Annotated in this window: 20 protein-coding genes and 1 tRNA gene; 19 read left to right on the forward strand and 2 right to left on the reverse strand. The window is 63.4% G+C overall.

The annotated features are described in order from the left end of the window. Window positions 1-77: 77 nt before the first annotated feature. A complete protein-coding gene (locus QC826_RS08060; protein WP_279765125.1) occupies window positions 78-689 on the reverse strand; it encodes a hypothetical protein in 612 nt (203 codons plus the stop codon). Window positions 690-834: 145 nt separating this feature from the next. After that, the gene (locus QC826_RS08065) at window positions 835-1,446 is read right to left on the reverse strand and encodes a hypothetical protein (protein WP_279765126.1); all 612 of its coding nucleotides are present in this window, start codon (window positions 1,444-1,446) and stop codon (window positions 835-837) included. A gap of 275 nt (window positions 1,447-1,721) precedes the next feature. Between QC826_RS08065 and QC826_RS08070 the strand changes: the two genes are divergently transcribed. From QC826_RS08070 to nuoL, 19 genes are all read left to right on the forward strand, one after another. Then, window positions 1,722-1,928, forward strand: a complete 207-nt coding sequence (locus QC826_RS08070) for a hypothetical protein (protein WP_279765127.1) — start codon at window positions 1,722-1,724, stop codon at window positions 1,926-1,928. 150 nt (window positions 1,929-2,078) lie between these two features. Further along, window positions 2,079-2,840 carry a GIN domain-containing protein gene (locus QC826_RS08075; RefSeq protein ID WP_279765128.1) on the forward strand — a complete coding sequence of 254 codons (762 nt, stop codon included), beginning with the start codon at window positions 2,079-2,081 and terminating at the stop codon, window positions 2,838-2,840. A 61-nt stretch (window positions 2,841-2,901) separates the two neighbouring features. After that, on the forward strand, window positions 2,902-3,510 hold the full coding sequence (locus QC826_RS08080) for a tetratricopeptide repeat protein (protein WP_279765129.1): 609 nt from the start codon (window positions 2,902-2,904) through the stop codon (window positions 3,508-3,510). A 159-nt stretch (window positions 3,511-3,669) separates the two neighbouring features. Next, window positions 3,670-4,650 (forward strand): NAD(P)H-quinone oxidoreductase, encoded by a 981-nt coding sequence (locus tag QC826_RS08085; RefSeq protein ID WP_279765130.1) that lies wholly within the window; start codon window positions 3,670-3,672, stop codon window positions 4,648-4,650. A gap of 154 nt (window positions 4,651-4,804) precedes the next feature. Further along, window positions 4,805-5,554 carry a triose-phosphate isomerase gene (gene tpiA / locus QC826_RS08090; RefSeq protein ID WP_279765131.1) on the forward strand — a complete coding sequence of 250 codons (750 nt, stop codon included), beginning with the start codon at window positions 4,805-4,807 and terminating at the stop codon, window positions 5,552-5,554. Between the two features lie 28 nt (window positions 5,555-5,582). After that, window positions 5,583-5,999 carry a preprotein translocase subunit SecG gene (gene secG, locus QC826_RS08095; protein WP_279765132.1) on the forward strand — a complete coding sequence of 139 codons (417 nt, stop codon included), beginning with the start codon at window positions 5,583-5,585 and terminating at the stop codon, window positions 5,997-5,999. A 374-nt stretch (window positions 6,000-6,373) separates the two neighbouring features. Further along, window positions 6,374-6,458: transfer RNA gene (locus QC826_RS08100), tRNA-Leu, on the forward strand. Window positions 6,459-6,638: 180 nt separating this feature from the next. Beyond that, on the forward strand, window positions 6,639-6,998 hold the full coding sequence (locus tag QC826_RS08105; protein WP_093389562.1) for an NADH-quinone oxidoreductase subunit A: 360 nt from the start codon (window positions 6,639-6,641) through the stop codon (window positions 6,996-6,998). A 3-nt stretch (window positions 6,999-7,001) separates the two neighbouring features. Continuing rightward, window positions 7,002-7,478, forward strand: coding sequence for a NuoB/complex I 20 kDa subunit family protein (locus tag QC826_RS08110; protein ID WP_093389563.1), 477 nt, complete (start codon window positions 7,002-7,004; stop codon window positions 7,476-7,478). 17 nt (window positions 7,479-7,495) lie between these two features. Next, window positions 7,496-8,092, forward strand: coding sequence for an NADH-quinone oxidoreductase subunit C (locus QC826_RS08115; protein ID WP_279765133.1), 597 nt, complete (start codon window positions 7,496-7,498; stop codon window positions 8,090-8,092). Further along, a complete protein-coding gene (locus QC826_RS08120) occupies window positions 8,092-9,345 on the forward strand; it encodes an NADH-quinone oxidoreductase subunit D (protein ID WP_279765134.1) in 1,254 nt (417 codons plus the stop codon). Before QC826_RS08115 ends, QC826_RS08120 begins: the two co-directional genes overlap by 1 nt. Window positions 9,346-9,362: 17 nt before the next feature. Continuing rightward, window positions 9,363-9,854, forward strand: coding sequence for an NADH-quinone oxidoreductase subunit NuoE (nuoE, locus tag QC826_RS08125; protein WP_279765135.1), 492 nt, complete (start codon window positions 9,363-9,365; stop codon window positions 9,852-9,854). After that, entirely contained in the window at window positions 9,851-11,146 is a 1,296-nt protein-coding gene (nuoF, locus tag QC826_RS08130) for an NADH-quinone oxidoreductase subunit NuoF (protein ID WP_093389567.1), read from the forward strand. The genes nuoE and nuoF overlap by 4 nt, the downstream gene beginning before the upstream one ends. 22 nt (window positions 11,147-11,168) lie before the next feature. After that, a complete protein-coding gene (nuoG, locus tag QC826_RS08135; protein ID WP_279765136.1) occupies window positions 11,169-13,496 on the forward strand; it encodes an NADH-quinone oxidoreductase subunit NuoG in 2,328 nt (775 codons plus the stop codon). Further along, window positions 13,496-14,581 carry an NADH-quinone oxidoreductase subunit NuoH gene (gene nuoH, locus QC826_RS08140; RefSeq protein WP_093389569.1) on the forward strand — a complete coding sequence of 362 codons (1,086 nt, stop codon included), beginning with the start codon at window positions 13,496-13,498 and terminating at the stop codon, window positions 14,579-14,581. The genes nuoG and nuoH overlap by 1 nt, the downstream gene beginning before the upstream one ends. Before the next feature lie 13 nt (window positions 14,582-14,594). Beyond that, window positions 14,595-15,083 (forward strand): NADH-quinone oxidoreductase subunit NuoI, encoded by a 489-nt coding sequence (gene nuoI / locus QC826_RS08145; protein WP_093389570.1) that lies wholly within the window; start codon window positions 14,595-14,597, stop codon window positions 15,081-15,083. A gap of 71 nt (window positions 15,084-15,154) precedes the next feature. Next, complete coding sequence (locus QC826_RS08150; RefSeq protein WP_093389571.1) at window positions 15,155-15,808, forward strand: NADH-quinone oxidoreductase subunit J; 654 nt, start codon at window positions 15,155-15,157, stop codon at window positions 15,806-15,808. Further along, window positions 15,805-16,113: an NADH-quinone oxidoreductase subunit NuoK gene (nuoK, locus tag QC826_RS08155; RefSeq protein WP_093389572.1), complete on the forward strand. Its 309-nt coding sequence runs from the start codon at window positions 15,805-15,807 to the stop codon at window positions 16,111-16,113. The genes QC826_RS08150 and nuoK overlap by 4 nt, the downstream gene beginning before the upstream one ends. A 35-nt stretch (window positions 16,114-16,148) precedes the next feature. Next, a complete protein-coding gene (nuoL, locus tag QC826_RS08160; RefSeq protein ID WP_279765137.1) occupies window positions 16,149-18,269 on the forward strand; it encodes an NADH-quinone oxidoreductase subunit L in 2,121 nt (706 codons plus the stop codon). The last annotated feature ends 18 nt before the right edge of the window (window positions 18,270-18,287 follow it).

An 18,287-nucleotide genomic window follows, 5' to 3' on the forward strand; every position in this document is an offset into this window, starting at 1 on the left:
GCCAATTATAGTCCAATAGGCCGCCCCGCTTGAAATTGCATCAAGTGGACGGCCCGCAGTCGGGCCATGATGAACCTCTATTTTTTGCTGAAACGCTGCTCGAAGGTGTAGCCGCTGCCGCTGGAGATCAGCGTGTACATGTCGGTGGCGGTGGCGTACAGGCCGCCGGGGCCGCTGCCGCCGACCTGGCCGCCCTGGGTGTTGGCGCAGGCGCGCTCGCCGTTGCTGTACGACACGCACTGCAACTGCACGCCGTTTTGCGTCACCGTGCTGACGGCGCTGCCGCTCAGCGTGGTGGTGGAGGCCGGCACCACCACGTTGACCTGGTCGACCTTGATGGTCTTGGCCGCCACGCCGGGGCCGAGGGCGACGCTGCTGTCGGCACTGCTCACGTAGGTCAACGCGATGTCGGCGCTGGAGCGTTCCGTGGCGACAATGGCGCCGCTGCAATCGGCCTTGTCGTAGTAGTCGGTGCGCGCCGTCAGGCTCAGCGCGTTGTTGCCGACCGCCTTGATGACGACGCCGTCGCGCTGGTGGTCGGCGCACTCGCCGGCCCATTCGCCCACATAGGCCGCCAGCGGCAGCGCCACCGGCGGTGGCAGCGGCGCCGCCGTCGTGCCGCCGCCCCCGCCGCCGCAGCCGCTGAGTAGGGTTGTCGTGGTGCAGATCAGCGCGAGCATTTTTTTCATGTGCGGTAATTTCCTCTGGTGGTGGATGCCCCGGACGGGCCGGGCGATGGGATGGCAACGGGCTGTCGATTATATAAACGTATCGTCGCGCCGAATCTATTCAATTGTTGCGTCCGGCAAGGGGGGGGGGGCTTCGAGGACTGACCTATTTGCGGCCGACCACCATGCTGACCTGGTAGCCGCTGCCGACGGCGGTCATCAGAAACAGTTTGCCGCCCTCCAGATACATGGCCGAGCTGGTGGTCGACGCCTCGGTCGTCGTGCCGGCCGCCGGGTAGCAGACGCGGTTGCCGTTGCTGAATTCGACGCATTGGCGTTGTTCGCCGTTTTGCTCCACCAGCTTGACGGCGCTGCCGCTCAGCGTGACAGTCAACGGTGGTGTCACCAGGAGCACCTGGTCGACCTTGACGGTGCGGGGCGCCGCGTCTGGACCGAGGACGACGTTGGCGTCGGCACTGCCGACATGGCTGATCGCCACGTCCGGGCTGAAGTTCTGGGTGGCGATGACGGCGCCGCCGCAGTCCGGCGTGTCGTAGAACTCGGCCTTGGAGGCGTAGTTCAGCGTCTTGTCGCCGGAGGCGTTGAAGTCTATCGTCATGCGGAACTGGTTGTAGCACTCGCTGCGCCATTCGCCGAGATAGGCTGCCAATGGCCGTGCCACCGGCGCGACAGGCGCCGCTTGTGCGACGCCGTTGCCGCCGCCGCAGGCGCTCAGGAGCGTCGTGACGGTGGCGATGCCGATGAGGTATTTTTGCATGGGTGGTATTTTCTTTCGTTTGTGATGCGCCGGTCATGAACCCGCCGCCGGCGAGGGCGGCCGCGCATTATATAGATGATTTGATATCGCTGTCGCTGTGCATCCCCGCCCCGTATTTTGTCGTCTGGGCCGCGAATTGTGCAGTTCGTCGCAATCCGCCCCGGCCCGGCCGCCGCCCTGGCTATAGTGATCACATACACCAACACATACACCAACACATCAACGCGGCAGCCGCCCACCAGCAGGCGCGCCGTCAACGCCAAGGGGAGAAAAAAATGAACATCGCTAAAAACATGGAATCGGTCTTCGTCGCCGTCGCCGTCGTTCTGGGCCTGGCCAGCTACACCACCACCGACGTTCCGGTGCGCGCCGCCATGCCGGCCGCCCAGTTCGTCGGCGCCGGCGCCGCCGCGCCCGCCAAGATGCAAGTGGTGTCGGCGCCGCGCCTGGCCGTCGTGCGGCAAGCCAAGTCGCTCGGCTAAGCCGACCGACCGCTGGCGCGCGGCTCGGCGCGGGACGAAACCTTGTCCCGCGCCGGGCTGTGCTGCACCATTCGCTGTTTGCAGAGCCCGGCGCACGCGCCGGGCTTTCTTGCCGCTGGCTAAAAAGAACGACGTCCGAAGGAACCCGACATGAACAAACTCCTCCCATTTGGCTTGCTGTTCGCCGCCCTGTGTACGCTGCTGGGCCGCGCCCAGGCCGACGACACGGTCACCGAAACCCGTCCCATTGACGTCCGCGTGACGCGGATTAAACTGGATGGCATGGTCGATTTGAAGCTGCGCCAGGGCGCCGTGCCGACGCTGACCATCACCGCCGAGCGGCGCTACCTGGGCAAGCTGGCCACCTCGCAGGCCGGCGACACGCTGCACCTGGAGTCGGAGATGCGCGGCTTCAAGTTCAACAACACGGCCGTGCGCGCCGTGCTGGTGTTGCCGGCGCTGCGCGAGGTGGTCTCCGAGGGCGTCGGCACGACCGACATCGCCGGCTTCAGCGGCGACGAGCTGGAGTTGACCATGGACGGCGCCGGCAGCATGAAGGTGATGGTCGACTACAAGAACCTGAAGGCCAGCCTGGGCGGCGTCGGCAGCATGAATTTGTGGGTCAGCGAGAACGACAGCGTGGAACTCGACCTGCACGGCGCCGGTCATATCACGCTCGGCGGACGCAGTCGCTTGTTGAAGGCCAGCCTGGGCGGCCTGGGCGGCTTGAACGCGCACCAGTTCCAGGCCGACTCGGTGAACCTCGACCTGAGCGGCCTGGGCAACGCGATCGTCAACGCCAAGACCAACGCGACCTTGAGCCTGTCCGGGCTCGGTTCCGTCACCGTCTACGGCAGGCCGCTCAACCGCAGCGTCAGCATCGACGGCCTCGGCAAAGTTAGTTGGAAGTAAAAATGGCGTCCCGCAGTCGGGATGAAAACGCAGTCATACCAATACCCATTTCTTACGCGACATGAAAAAACTCATATTAGCGATCAGTCTCGCCCTGGGCGCCGCGCCCGCCGCGATGGCCGGCTTCGCCGAAGGCGCGACCGCCTACAACAACAAGAACTACAGCGTGGCCTACCGCGAGATCGCGCCGCTGGCCAAGGCCGGCAACGCCGACGCGGAACACCTGCTGGGCCTGATGTACTACATGGGCCGTGGCGTGGCGCAGGACTACAAGCAGGCGCTGGCCTGGCACCGCAAGGCGGCGCTGAAGGGCAAGGCCGACGCGCAGTACGTCGTCGGCGCCATGTACTACACCGGCAACGCGGTGATCCAGGACCACAGGCAGGCGGTGGTGTGGTTCCGCAAGGCCGCCGAGCAGGGGCATGCGGACGCCCAGCAGGTGCTGGGGCTGATGTACCGCTACCACATCGGCGGCATGCCGCAGGACAACGTGATCGCCTACATGCTGTGGAATTTGGCGGCGGCCAACGGCTCGTCCAACGCCGCCGAGCAGCGCGCCATGCTGATCAAAAGCATGACGCAGGAGCAGATCGAGGAGGGCCAGTCGCTGTCGGCCGCGTGGAAGCCGGGCGTGCCGCTGCCGGGCAAGTCGCGCAGCGGGGGAGGCTAGCCGAGGCGGTGAGCGATGCGCCGCACCGGCCGGTCGCCAGGGTCAGACCCTAGGGTCTGACCCTCATCATGCCACCGGCGCGGCGGGCTGTTGCGGGGTGCAGCAGCCGCCGCCCAGCTATCGTACAATCGCCCTTCGTTCAACTGACAAGGGCAAGCCATGCGCGCCATCGAAATCACCCAGCCCGGCCCGGCCGACGTACTCAAACTGTGCGAGCGTCCCATGCCGGTGGTCAAGGCCGGCGAGCTGCTGATCAAGGTGCACGCGGCCGGCATCAACCGGCCCGACGTGTTCCAGCGCCAGGGCAGCTACGCGCCGCCGCCGGGCGCCTCCGACCTGCCCGGCCTGGAGGTGGCCGGCGAGGTCGTCGACGGCGACCTGGCCGGTTCGCCCTTCAAAAAAGGCGACCTGGTCTGCGCCCTGGTGCAGGGCGGCGGCTACGCCGAATACTGCGTGGCGCCGGTGCCGCAATGCCTGCCGGTGCCCAAGGGCTGGTCGGTGCTGGAGGCGGCCTCGCTGCCGGAAAACTACTTCACCGTCTGGAGCAATGTGTTCGACCGCGCCCGCCTGAGCGCCGGCGAGACCCTGCTGGTGCAGGGCGGCACCTCGGGCATCGGCGTGACGGCGATCCAGCTGGCCGCCGCCATGGGCCACCGCGTCTTCGCCACCGCCGGCAGCGACGACAAGGCGCGCGCCTGCGAGGCGCTGGGCGCCGAACGCGGCATCAACTACAAGACCGAGGACTTCGCCGCCGTCGCCAAGGCGCTGACCAGCGAGCGCGGCGTCGACGTCATCCTCGACATGGTGGGCGGCGACTACCTGCCGCGCGAAATCTCCTGCCTGGCCGACGACGGCCGCATCGGCCTCATCGCGCTGCTGGGCGGCGCCAAGTCGACCATCGACCTGGGCCAGGTGCTGCGCCGCCGCCTGAGCATCTCCGGCTCGACCCTGCGGCCGCGTCCGGTTGCCTTCAAGGCCGCCATCGCCGCCCAGCTGCGCCAGCGGGTCTGGCCGATGCTCGAGGCCGGCCGCATCAAGCCGGTGATCTACCGCACCTTCCCGCTGGAGCAGGCGGGCCAGGCGCACGCGCTGATGGAGGCCAGCACCCACGTCGGCAAGATCATGCTGCAAGTGGTTTAACGCCGAGGCCTGAGGGACGATTCGATACGATACCCGCGCAAACTTGTGGGAAATGTATCGAATTGCGGCGTTTGCGCCGCAATCGGCGCGGCCTTTGTTTGACCGGCCTTCCAGCCTCGCGTTAAAATAGCGGGTTATTGAACTTTAGGCTACTATGCGACGCAAACTCGTCATCGGCAATTGGAAAATGAACGGCAACCGCGCCGCCAACTCGGCTTTATTGTCGGGTATCGCCGCAGGTTTGACCTCGACCGGCGCCGATTGCGCCGTTTGTGCGCCGGCACCCTACCTGGCCCAGTGCCAGGCGGAGCTGGCCGGCACGGCCATCGGCTGGGGGGCGCAGGGCCTGTCGGCCCACGCCGGCGGCGCCTACACCGGCGAGGTGGCGGCCGGCATGCTGGTCGATTTCGGCTGCCGCTATGCGATCGTCGGCCACTCCGAGCGCCGCGCCTACCACCGCGAAAGCAGTGAGCTGGTGGCGCAGAAGACCGTGGCCGCGCTGGCCGCCGGCCTGACGCCGGTGGTCTGCATCGGCGAAACGCTGGAGGAGCGCGAAGCAGGGCGCACCAACGCTGTTGTTGGCGAACAACTCGGCGCCGTGCTGGCGGCCATTCCCGCCGCCGACGTGGCGCGCCTGGTGCTGGCTTACGAGCCGGTCTGGGCGATCGGCACCGGCAAGACGGCCACGCCGCAAATGGCGCAGGACGTGCACCAGGTGCTGCGCGCCCAGCTGGCCGGCGTCAATCCGCCGGCGGCGGCCGGCGTGCAGATCCTGTACGGCGGCAGCATGAAGCCGGACAATGCGAAAGAATTGATGGCGCAAGCCGATATCGATGGCGGCTTGATCGGTGGGGCGGCGCTGAAAGCGGCGGATTTCCTCGCGATTATCTCCGCCGCCGCGTAAAACTAATTTAAACTGAGAATGGAATAACATGAGTACCTTGTTCAATCTGGTCATCGTAGTACAAGTTTTGTCGGCCCTGGCCATCATCGGCCTGGTGCTGCTGCAACACGGCAAGGGTGCCGACATGGGCGCCGCCTTCGGTTCCGGCGCCTCCGGCAGCCTGTTCGGCGCCACCGGCTCGTCGAACTTCATGTCGAAGTCGACCGGCATCGCCGCCGCGATCTTCTTCATGGCGACGCTGGCGCTGTCCTACCTGTCGACCCAGCACAACACCGGCGTGTCCGGCGGCGTGATGGACAAGGTTACCGCTCCTGTGCCGGCCACCGGCGCCGGCGCCATCCCGACCAGCGCCACGCCTGCCGCGGCCCCTGCCGCCGCCCCTGCGGCCGCTCCTGCCGCCGCCGCGCCGACCGCAAGTGGCGCCGCCGCATCGATTCCGAAATAATTCGGCTGTTGCGGCTAGTAAAGTAGTACCGACTCTTTAGAAATGTAATAAAATAACGGCTGGCCGAATTAACCCGGTCAGCCAGTAAGTGATCCAAGCAAGAAGGCAGGCTTCCAGCAGTCCGTGGAGTCGTTGCAGGCACCACCCGGCAGGTCGGCGCGACGCTCGCATACGGCGTCTGGCGCGGCCCGCGGTGGCGGTGCCGCAGGGTGGCGCCGCCGTGTAGTTGAAGTGAAATGCCCATGGTTTTGGCGCCTCGGCCTGCGAAAACAAATGGGCATAACAAGAATCAAAGATTTATCGCTTTTCTTCTTGTTTTAACGCAATATGGCATTAACAAATGCGGAGAAACACAGTAGAATAGCGGCCTTACCGCCGACGTGGTGAAATTGGTAGACACGCTATCTTGAGGGGGTAGTGGCGCAAGCTGTACGAGTTCGAGTCTCGTCGTCGGCACCAGAAATCAGAAGCCAGCATTGGCGCATGAGCCATGGCTCATATGCCAAGCTGGCTTTTTCACGAGGATAATAGTCGTTTGATCCTGGTCTAAGCTTTCATTGATTGGGGTCAAGCGTTAAGTACGCCGCAGAACACCGTGGCGCGACCTTTAACCGACCGTTCAACTTAAGCTCATCAACCGTGAACCTCGAAAATTACTTCCCCGTCCTGTTGTTCCTCCTCGTCGGTATCGGCGTCGGTGTCCTTCCCCAAGTACTGGGCCATCTGCTTGGACCTAACAAGCCAGATGCCGCCAAACTCTCCCCCTATGAATGTGGCTTCGAAGCTTTCGAAGACGCGCGCATGAAGTTCGACGTCCGCTACTATCTGGTCGCGATCCTCTTTATTTTGTTCGATCTGGAAACGGCATTCTTCTTCCCGTGGGGCGTCGCCATGCGCGACCTGGGCTGGGCCGGCTTCGTGACGATGATGGTGTTTATCGCCGAATTCGTGGTCGGTTTTTGGTATATCTGGAAGAAAGGTGCCCTTGATTGGGAATAAGCCATGTCTATTGAAGGCGTATTAAACGAAGGTTTCATCACCACCTCGGCCGACAAGCTGATCAACTGGGCGCGCACCGGGTCGATGTTCCCGATGACGTTCGGTCTGGCCTGCTGTGCGGTCGAAATGATGCATGTGGGCGCTGCCCGCTATGATATGGACCGTTTTGGCGTGGTGTTCCGCCCGTCGCCGCGTCAGTCCGACGTGATGATCGTGGCCGGCACGCTGTGCAACAAGATGGCCCCCGCGCTGCGCAAGGTCTACGACCAGATGCCGGAACCACGTTGGGTCATCTCCATGGGTTCCTGCGCCAACGGCGGCGGCTACTACCACTACTCCTATTCCGTGGTGCGCGGTTGCGACCGCATCGTGCCGGTCGACGTCTATGTGCCGGGCTGCCCGCCGACGGCTGAGGCGCTGCTGTACGGCATCATGCAGCTGCAGAACAAGATCAAGCGTACGAATACGATCGCCCGCTAACCGGATCGCTTCAGAATATGACAACACACTTAGAAGTCCTGCAAAACGCCCTGGCCACGGCCCTGGGCGAGCGCGTCAGCACCACCGTCGCGTTGGGCGAAATCACGCTGGTGGTCAAGGCCGCCGACTATTACGGCGTCATGCAGACGCTGCGCGACGACGCGGCCCTCGGCTTCGATCAGCTGATCGACCTGGCCGGCGTCGACTACTCCGAATTCGGCGGCGAGGGTGCCTGGAGCGGCCTGCGTTTCGCCGTCGTGGTACACCTGCTGTCGGTCAAGCACAACTGGCGCGTGCGCGTGCGCGTGTTCGCCGCCGACGACGACATGCCGCTGCTGCCGTCCATCATCAGCCTGTGGCGCACCGCCAACTGGTACGAGCGCGAAGCGTTCGACGTGATGGGCATCCTGTTCGACGGCCACAACGACCTGCGCCGCATCCTCACCGACTACGGTTTCATCGGCCACCCGTTCCGCAAGGACTTCCCGGTCTCGGGCTATGTCGAAATGCGTTACGACCCCGAGCAGAAGCGCGTGATCTACCAGCCTGTGACGATCGAACCGCGTGAAAACGTGCCGCGTGTGATCCGCGAAGAAAATTACGGGACGAAATAATGGCCGAAATTAAAAACTACACCCTGAACTTTGGTCCGCAGCACCCGGCCGCCCACGGCGTGTTGCGCCTGGTGCTGGAGCTCGACGGCGAAGTCATCCAGCGTGCCGACCCGCACATCGGCCTGCTGCACCGCGGCACCGAGAAGCTGGCCGAGCAGAAGACCTACCTGCAGTCGGTTCCCTACATGGACCGGCTCGACTACGTTTCGATGATGTGCAACGAGCACGCCTACGTGATGGCCATCGAGAAGCTGCTGAACCTGGAAGTGCCGCTGCGCGCGCAGTACATCCGCGTCATGTTCGACGAGATCACCCGTCTGCTCAACCACCTGCTGTGGCTGGGCGCGCACGCGCTCGACGTCGGCGCCATCGGCCCCTTCCTGTACGCCTTCCGCGACCGCGAAGACCTGATGGACTGCTACGAGGCGGTGTCGGGCGCGCGCATGCACGCGGCCTACTACCGTCCGGGCGGCGTCTACCGCGACCTGCCGGACGCGATGCCGCAGCACAAGCCGTCGATCATCCGCAGCGCCAAGGCCATCGCCGGCCTGAACGAGAACCGCCAGGGCTCGCTGCTCGACTTCATCGAGGACTTCACGCGCCGCTTCCCGACCTATGTCGACGAATACGAGACGCTGCTGACCGACAACCGTATCTGGAAACAGCGTACCGTCGGCATCGGCGTGGTCGCACCGGAGGACGCGCTGGCGATGGGCTTCACCGGCGCCATGCTGCGCGGTTCGGGCGTCGAATGGGATCTGCGCAAGCACCAGCCCTACGAGGTCTACGACCTGCTCGACTTCGACATCCCGGTCGGCACCAACGGCGATTGCTACGACCGCTACCTGGTGCGTATCGAAGAGATGCGCCAGTCGAACCGCATCATGAAGCAGTGCGTCGAGTGGCTGCGCAACAATCCGGGTCCGGTCATGACCGACAACCGCAAGGTGGCGCCTCCGGGCCGCGTCGACATGAAGACCAACATGGAATCGTTGATCCACCACTTCAAGCTGTTCACCGAGGGCTTCCACGTGCCGCCGGGCGAGGCTTACAGCGCGGTCGAGCACCCGAAAGGCGAGTTCGGCATCTATCTGCTGTCGGACGGCGCCAACAAGCCCTACCGCATGAAGATCCGCGCGCCGGGCTATCCGCACCTGCAGGCGCTCGACGAAATGGCGCGCGGCCACATGATTGCCGACGCGGTCACGATTATTGGTACACAAGATATCGTCTTCGGCGAAATCGACAGATAAGTCCTAGAGGCATAAATATGTTGTTATCAGAGCAGTGCTACAAAAAAATCGACCGCGAGTTGGCCAAGTATCCGGCCGACCAGCGGCAGTCGGCCGTGATGGCCGCGCTGGCCCACGCCCAGGAAGAACTGGGCTGGGTCTCCACCGAGACCATGCAGGAACTGGCCGACTACATCCGCATGCCGGCCATCGCCGTGCAGGAAGTGGCGACCTTCTACAACATGTACAACACCAAGCCGGTCGGCAAGCACAAGATCACCGTGTGCACCAACCTGCCTTGCGCCCTGTCCGGCGGCGAGCGCGCGGCGCAGCACCTGAAGGCCAAGCTGGGCGTCGACTACCGTGGCACCACGGAAGACGGCGAGTTCACGCTGATGGAAGGCGAGTGCATGGGCGCCTGCGGCGACGCGCCGGTGATGTTGGTGAACAACCACCGCATGTGTAGCTTCATGTCCAACGACAAGATCGACACCCTGGTCGAGGAACTTAGTGGGAAAACCGTAAAATGACGTCACTCCACAATCGACACATCGATCCACTGATCCTCAAGGGTCTGGACGGCAAGAACTGGCACCTGCAGGACTACGTCAACCGTGGCGGCTACAGCGCGCTGCGCCGCATCATCGAAGAAAAGATCACGCCGGAACAAATCATCGCCGACCTCAAGGCCTCGTCCTTGCGCGGCCGTGGCGGCGCGGGCTTCCCGACCGGCCTGAAGTGGAGCTTCATGCCACGCCAGTTCCCCGGCCAGAAGTACCTCGTCTGCAATACAGATGAAGGCGAACCGGGTACTTTCAAGGACCGCGACATCATTCGTTACAACCCGCATGCGCTGATCGAGGGCATGGCCATCGGCGCGTATGCGATGGGCATCACCGTGGGTTACAACTACATCCACGGCGAGATCTTCCAGGAATACCTGCGCTTCGAGGAAGCGCTGGAAGAGGCGCGCGCCGCCGGCTTCCTGGGCGACAAGATCATGGGCAGCGAGTTCAGCTTCCAGTTGCACGCCCACCACGGCTACGGCGCCTACATCTGCGGCGAAGAGACCGCGCTGTTGGAGTCGCTCGAAGGCAAAAAGGGTCAGCCGCGCTTCAAGCCGCCTTTCCCCGCCTCGTTCGGCCTGTACGGCAAACCGACCACCATCAACAACACGGAAACCTTCGCGGCCGTGCCTTTCGTCTTGAACATCGGCCCGGAGAAATACCTGGCGATGGGCAAGCCGAACAACGGCGGCTCGAAGATCTTCTCGATCTCCGGCGACGTCGAACTGCCGGGCAACTACGAGGTGCCGCTGGGCACCCCGTTCGCCAAACTGCTGGAACTGGCGGGCGGCATGCGCGGCGGCAAAAAGATCAAGGCGGTCATCCCCGGCGGCTCGTCCGCCCCGGTGATCCGCGGCGAAATCATGATGAACACCGACCTGGACTACGACTCGATCGCCAAGGCCGGTTCGATGCTCGGTTCGGGCGCCGTCATCGTGATGGACGAAACGCGCTGCATGGTCAAGGCGCTCGAGCGCCTGTCCTACTTCTACTTCGAAGAGTCGTGCGGCCAGTGCACCCCTTGCCGCGAAGGCACGGGTTGGATGTACCGCATGGTGCACCGTATTGAAAACGGCCAGGGCCGCGCGTCGGATCTGGACATGTTGAACTCGATCGCCGACAACATCCAGGGCCGCACCATCTGCGCGCTGGGCGATGCGGCGGCGATGCCGGTCCGGGCCTTCATCAAGCAGTTCCGTGAAGAATTTGAATATCATGTCGAGCACAAGCACTGCTTAGTGCCCGCTTACATCTAAGCTGCGTCAGGTAACGATCACCATGGTTGAAATCGAAATAGACGGCAAAAAAGTCGAAGTCCCTGCTGGTAGCATGGTGATGGACGCCGCCAACAAATTGGGAACCTACATCCCTCACTTCTGCTATCACAAGAAATTGTCGATCGCAGCGAACTGCCGCATGTGCCTGGTCGAAGTGGAGAAGGCGCCCAAGCCTTTGCCCGCTTGCGCGACCCCGGTCAGCGCCGGCATGATCGTGCGCTCCGCCTCCGACAAGGCGGTGCAGGCGCAACGTGGCGTGATGGAATTCCTCCTCATTAACCACCCGCTCGACTGCCCGATCTGCGATCAGGGCGGCGAATGCCAGTTGCAGGATCTGGCCGTCGGTTACGGCAACAGCGCTTCCCGTTACGAGGAAGAAAAACGCGTTGTCAAACCGAAGGAAGCCGGTCCGCTGGTCTCCATGCAAGAGATGGCGCGCTGCATCCAGTGCACCCGCTGCGTGCGTTTCGGCCAGGAAGTGGCCGGCGTGATGGAGCTGGGCATGATCGGCCGCGGCGAACACTCCGAGATCGTTTCCTTCGTTGGCCAGACGGTCAATTCTGAAATGTCCGGCAACATGATCGACCTGTGCCCGGTCGGCGCGCTGACCTCCAAGCCTTTCCGCTACAGCGCCCGTTCGTGGGAACTGTCGCGCCGCAAATCGGTCAGCCCGCACGACGGCCTGGGCGCCAACCTGATCGTTCAGGTCAAGGGCGGCAAGGTCAAACGCGTACTGCCGCTGGAAAACGACGACGTCAACGAGTGCTGGATCTCGGACAAGGACCGTTTCTCCTACGAAGGCCTGGAAGCCGCCGACCGCCTGACCCAGCCGATGCTGAAGCAGGGCGGCGAGTGGAAGGAAGTCGATTGGCAGACCGCGCTGGAATACGTCGCGCACGGCCTGAAGAACATCAAGCACGAACACGGTGCCGAAGGCATCGCCGCGCTGGCGACGCCGCATTCGACCCTGGAAGAGCTGCACCTGCTGCAAAAGCTGGTGCGCGGCCTCGGTTCGAACAGCGTCGACACGCGTCTGCGCCAGAGCGACCTGTCGCTGGACGCCGGCGTGACGCCTTGGCTGGGCATGTCGATCAACGACTTCGGTCGCTTGAACCGCGCCTTCGTCATCGGCTCCTTCCTGCGCAAGGACCATCCATTGCTGGCGACCCGCCTGCGCACCGCCATCAAGGCCGGCGCCAAGCTGTCGATCCTGCACGCCGCCGACGACGACCTGCTGATGAACGTCGCCAACAAGATGATCGCCGCGCCGTCCGACTGGCTGGCCGCATTGTCCGAAGTGGTGGTGGCCGTCGCCAAGGCGAAAGAGATTGCCGCGCCGGCCGGCTTCGAAGCGATCACTGCTTCGGACGCCGCCAACGCGATCGCCGCCAGTTTGCTGTCCGGTGAAAACAAAGCCGTCTTGCTGGGCAACGCGGCGACGCAACACCCGCAGGCCGCCGCGCTGCACGCCGCCGCGCAATGGATCGCCGAACAAACCGGCGCCAAGCTGGGCTACCTGACCGAGGCCGCCAACACCGTCGGCGCCTACCTGGCCAAGGCCAACAGCGCCACCGCGCCGGCCTTCAGCACGCCTAAGCAAGCCTACGTGTTGCTCAACGTGGAAGCCGAACTGGACGCCGCCAACCCGCAGCAAGCCAAGACCGCGCTGGACAAGGCCGAGATGGTCGTCGTCCTGTCGGCCTACAAGCACGGCATGGCCTACGCCGACGTGCTGCTGCCGGTGTCGCCGTTCAGCGAAACCTCGGGCACCTTCGTCAACTGCGAAGGCCGCGCACAAAGCTTCAACGGCACCGTGCGTCCGCTGCTGGAAACCCGCCCGGCCTGGAAAGTGCTGCGCGTGCTGGGCAACATCCTCGGCCTCGACGGCTTCGACTACGAGACCTCGGAAGCGGTGCGTGACGAAGTGCTGGGCGCCGGCGTGGTCGACCTGTCGGCCCGCCTGAACAACGCCGCCAAGGCCGCCCCGGTGGCCGCCGCGCACGTCGCCGCAGCCGGCCTGGAGCGCGTCACCGACGTGCCCATCTACTTCGCCGACGCCCTGGTGCGCCGCGCCGAATCGCTGCAAAAGACCGCCGACGCGGCCGCGCCGCAAGCGCAGCTGTCGAGCCAACTGGCGCAGCAACTCGGCGTGGTCGCCGGCGACAAGGTCAAAGTGAGCCAGGGCGGCGGCAGCGCCGTGCTGGTCGCCGCGATCGACGCCAAGCTGCCGGCCAACGCCGTGCGCGTGGCCGCCGCCCACGCCTCGACCGCCGCGCTGGGCGCGATGTTCGGTTCCATCAACGTTGAAAAAGCAGGAGAGGGTAAATAATGGCTCTGCCTGAATTCGTCACCGTTATCAATAACCTCGGCGCCACCAGTTTCCTGGCGCCGGTCTGGCCGCTGATCTGGACCTTGATCAAGATCGTCTGCGTGCTGTTGCCGCTGATGGGCCTGGTCGCCTACGCCACCCTGTGGGAGCGCAAGCTGATCGGCGCGATCCAGATCCGTATCGGCCCCAACCGGGTCGGCCCGATGGGTCTGCTGCAACCGATCGCCGACGCGCTCAAACTCTTGTTCAAAGAGATCATCATGCCGGCCAAGGCCAGCCCGGGCCTGTTCGTGCTCGGTCCGGTGATGACCATCATGCCGGCGCTGGCCGCCTGGGTGGTGGTGCCGTTCGGCCCCGAGGCGGTGTTGGCCAACGTCAACGCCGGCCTGCTGCTGTTGCTGGCGATCACCTCGATGGAAGTCTACGGCATCATCATCGCCGGCTGGGCCTCCAACTCGAAGTACTCCTTCATGGGCGCCATGCGCGCCTCGGCGCAGATGATCTCCTACGAGATCCCGATGGGCTTCGTGCTGGTCGTGGTGCTGATGGTGTCCGGTTCGCTGAACTTCATCGACATCGTCGCCGGCCAAGAGAAGGGCTTTTTCGTCGAGCACGGCGCCAACTTCCTGTCGTGGAACTGGCTGCCGCTGCTGCCGCTGTTCGTCGTCTACCTGACCTCCGGCCTGGCCGAGGCCAACCGCCACCCCTTCGACGTGGTCGAGGGCGAGTCCGAGATCGTCGCCGGCCACATGGTCGAGTACTCGGGCATGGCCTACGCCATGTTCATGCTGGCCGAATACGCCAACATGATCCTGATCGGCGCGCTCGGTTCGATCATGTTCCTCGGCGGCTGGGCGGCACCGTTCAAGTTCCTCGAATTCTGGGGTGGTTTCGGCGGCTTCTTCTGGCTGTTCGCCAAGACCTTCCTGATCGTCTCGCTGTTCGTGTGGGTGCGCGGCACCTTCCCACGCTACCGCTATGACCAGATCATGCGTCTGGGCTGGAAAGTGTTCATTCCCTTGACCCTGGTGTACCTGGTCATCGTCGCCGGTTGGATGCAGACATCCTGGAATATCTGGAAGTAAGGAAAAGAAGACAATGGAACGAATTAAAGACTTCTTCGGCAGCTTCATGCTGACCGAATTGATCAAAGGGATGGCGCTGACGGGCAAGTACATGTTCTCGCGCAAAATCACGGTGCAATACCCGGAAGAGAAAACGCCGCAATCGCCGCGCTTCCGCGGTCTGCACGCGCTGCGCCGCTACCCCAACGGGGAAGAGCGCTGCATCGCCTGCAAACTGTGCGAGGCGGTGTGCCCGGCGATGGCCATCACGATCGAATCGGAGCAGCGCGACGACGGTTCGCGCCGTACCACCCGCTATGACATCGATCTGACCAAGTGCATCTTCTGCGGCTTCTGCGAAGAATCCTGCCCGGTCGACTCGATCGTCGAAACCCACGTGCTGGAATACCACGGCGAGAAACGCGGCGATCTGTATTACACGAAAGAGATGCTGCTGGCAGTGGGCGACCGTTACGAAAACGACATCGCCGCCAACCGCGCGGCGGACGCTCCCTACCGCTGATCGCCACTCTGGCGCCGCCGCGAAGTTTGCGGCGGCGACGATCGTTAATCTGTACGTCTCTTGGGTTTGTTATGGAATTTAAAACTGCTTTGTTCTACGCATTCGCCGCCGTCATGCTGTTGGCCGCGACCCGCGTTATCACGGCCCGCAATCCGATCCACGCCGCACTGTTCCTGGTGCTGGCGTTCTTCTCGGCGGCCGGAATCTGGATGCTGCTGATGGCCGAGTTCCTCGCCATCGTGCTGGTCCTGGTGTATGTCGGCGCCGTCATGGTGCTGTTCCTGTTCGTCGTCATGATGTTGGACATCAACACCGACAAGATGCGCGAAGGCTTCTGGGGCTATTTGCCGGTCGCCAGCTTCGTCGGCGTGGTCATCGTGCTCGAGATGGCCGCCGTGCTGTGGCGCGGTTTCCTGTCCTACGACCAGCAGGCCCCGGCCGCCGGCAACATCGGCGGCACCAAGGAACTGGGCATGCTGATCTACACCCAATACGTCTACGCGTTTGAAATCGCCGCCGCCGTGCTGCTGGTGGCGATCATCGCCGCCGTCGCGCTGACGCTGCGCAAGCGCAAGGACACCAAGCATTTCGATCCGGCCGACGCGGTGCGGGTCAAGCGCAACGACCGCCTGCGCATCGTCAAGATCGACGCGGTATCGACCCGCAACGCCGCCGGCCTGGCCGCCGCGGCCGCCGCGGACGCCGCAAACAAGGAGGCACCATGACTTTATCGCTCGCTCACTACCTGGTTCTTGGCGCCATTTTGTTCGCCATCGCCATCGTCGGTATTTTCCTGAACCGCAAGAACATCATCGTTCTGCTGATGGCCATCGAATTGATGCTGTTGGCGGTGAACATGAATTTCATCGCGTTCTCGCATTACCTGGGCGACGCGGCCGGGCAGATCTTCGTCTTCTTTATCCTGACCGTGGCCGCCGCCGAATCGGCGATCGGCCTCGCGATCTTGGTGGTGATGTTCCGTAATCTGGACACCATCAATGTGGAAGACCTGGATAGCCTCAAAGGCTAAGTTTCAACCTCGAATAATAACGATTAAGGTTCATCATGGCGGGGCAAACTCTCAACCCTAACCTCCTACTTGCCGTCCCTCTGGCGCCGCTGCTCGGCGCTGCGATTGCGGGCTTGCTAGGCACTAAGTTCTTCGGCAACCTGGTCGGTCGCAAGACGTCGCACACCGCGACGATCCTCGGCGTGCTGGTCGCCTTCGTTCTGTCGGCGATGACGCTGATGGACGTGCTCGACGGCGCCAGCTTCAACGGCACCCTGTACAACTGGATGACGGTCGGCACCCTCAAGATGTCGGTCGGCTTCCAGATCGACGCCTTGTCGGCGATGATGATGTGCGTGGTGACCTTCGTCTCGCTGATGGTGCACATCTACACCATCGGCTACATGAAGGACGACGAAGGCTACAACCGCTTCTTCGCCTACATCTCGCTGTTCACCTTCTCGATGCTGATGCTGGTCATGGCCAACAACTTCCTGCAGCTGTTCTTCGGCTGGGAAGCGGTGGGTCTGGTCTCGTATCTGCTGATCGGCTTCTGGTACACCCGGCCGACGGCGATCGTCGCCAACATGAAGGCCTTCCTGGTCAACCGCGTCGGCGACTTCGGCTTCATCCTGGGCATCGGTCTGCTGCTGGCCTACGCCGGTTCGATGGACTACCAGGAAGTGTTCGCCAAGCGCGAGCAACTGGCCACCTTGACCCTGCCGGGCACCGACTGGATGCTGCTGACCGTCGCCTGTATCTGCCTGTTCATCGGCGCGATGGGTAAGTCGGCCCAGTTCCCGCTGCACGTCTGGCTGCCGGACTCGATGGAAGGTCCGACCCCGATCTCCGCGCTGATCCACGCCGCGACGATGGTTACCGCCGGTATCTTCATGGTCACCCGCATGTCGCCGCTGTTCGAACTGTCCGACACCGCGCTGTCCTTCGTGCTGGTGATCGGTTCGATCACCGCGCTGTTCATGGGCTTCCTCGGCATCATCCAAAACGACATCAAGCGCGTGGTCGCCTACTCGACCCTGTCGCAACTGGGCTACATGACCGTCGCGCTGGGCTCGTCGGCCTACTCGATCGCCGTGTTCCACCTGATGACCCACGCCTTCTTCAAAGCGCTGCTGTTCCTTGGCGCCGGTTCGGTCATTATCGGCATGCACCACGACCAGGACATCCGCAACATGGGCGGCCTGCGCAAATACATGCCGATCACCTGGATCACCTCGCTGCTCGGTTCGCTGGCTTTGATCGGCACGCCGTTCTTCTCCGGTTTCTACTCGAAGGACAGCATCATCGAAGCGGTCGCCGAAACCCACATCTGGGGTGCCGGCTTCGCCAACTTCGCCGTGCTGGCCGGTGTGTTCGTCACCGCCTTCTACTCGTTCCGCATGTACTTCCTGGTGTTCCACGGTGAAGAGCGCTTCGGCAAGGCCCACGGCCATGACGCCCACGCCGCGCACCACGCGCCGGCCAAGGACGCCCATGCCGCCAAGGATGCGCACGGCCACGACGCCCACGGTCACGACGACCATGGCCACGACGACGAGCACGAGGAAGAGCACCACGGCCTGGCCCCGGGCCAGAAGCCGCACGAGTCGCCGTTCGTCGTCTGGTTCCCGCTGGTGATGCTGGCGATTCCTTCGGTCGTCATCGGTTACCTGACCATCGGTCCTATGCTGTTCGGCAAGTTCTTCAAGGGCGTGATCTTCGTCAGCGAACACCACCAGGCGGTGGAAAAGCTGGCCGAGGAATACCACGGTCCGCTGGCGATGGCGCTGCACTCGCTGACCTCGCTGCCGCTGGCCCTGGCCTTCGCCGGCGTCGCTTCGGCCTACTACTGCTACATGGTCAACCAACGCGTGCCGGCCTGGTTCTACGCCAAGTTCCGCGCGGTCCACACGCTGCTCGACAACAAGTACTACATGGACAAGTTCAACGAGGTGGTGTTCGCCGGCGGCGCTCGCGCCCTGGGCAACGGTCTGTGGAATGTCGGCGACAAGACCCTGATCGACGGTCTGGTGGTCAACGGCAGCGCCAAGGTAGTGGCGTGGTTCTCGGCACTGACGCGTCTCGCGCAGACCGGCTATATCTACCACTACGCGTTCGTCATGATCCTCGGCATTCTGGGGTTCCTGGTCTACTTCCTGCCGTTTTGGCACGCCTAATTAGCTGACACGCAAAGA

It is taken from the genome of Rugamonas sp. DEMB1, from assembly GCF_029834475.1.
In the GTDB taxonomy this organism is placed as follows: Bacteria; Pseudomonadota; Gammaproteobacteria; order Burkholderiales; family Burkholderiaceae_D; genus Rugamonas; species Rugamonas rubra.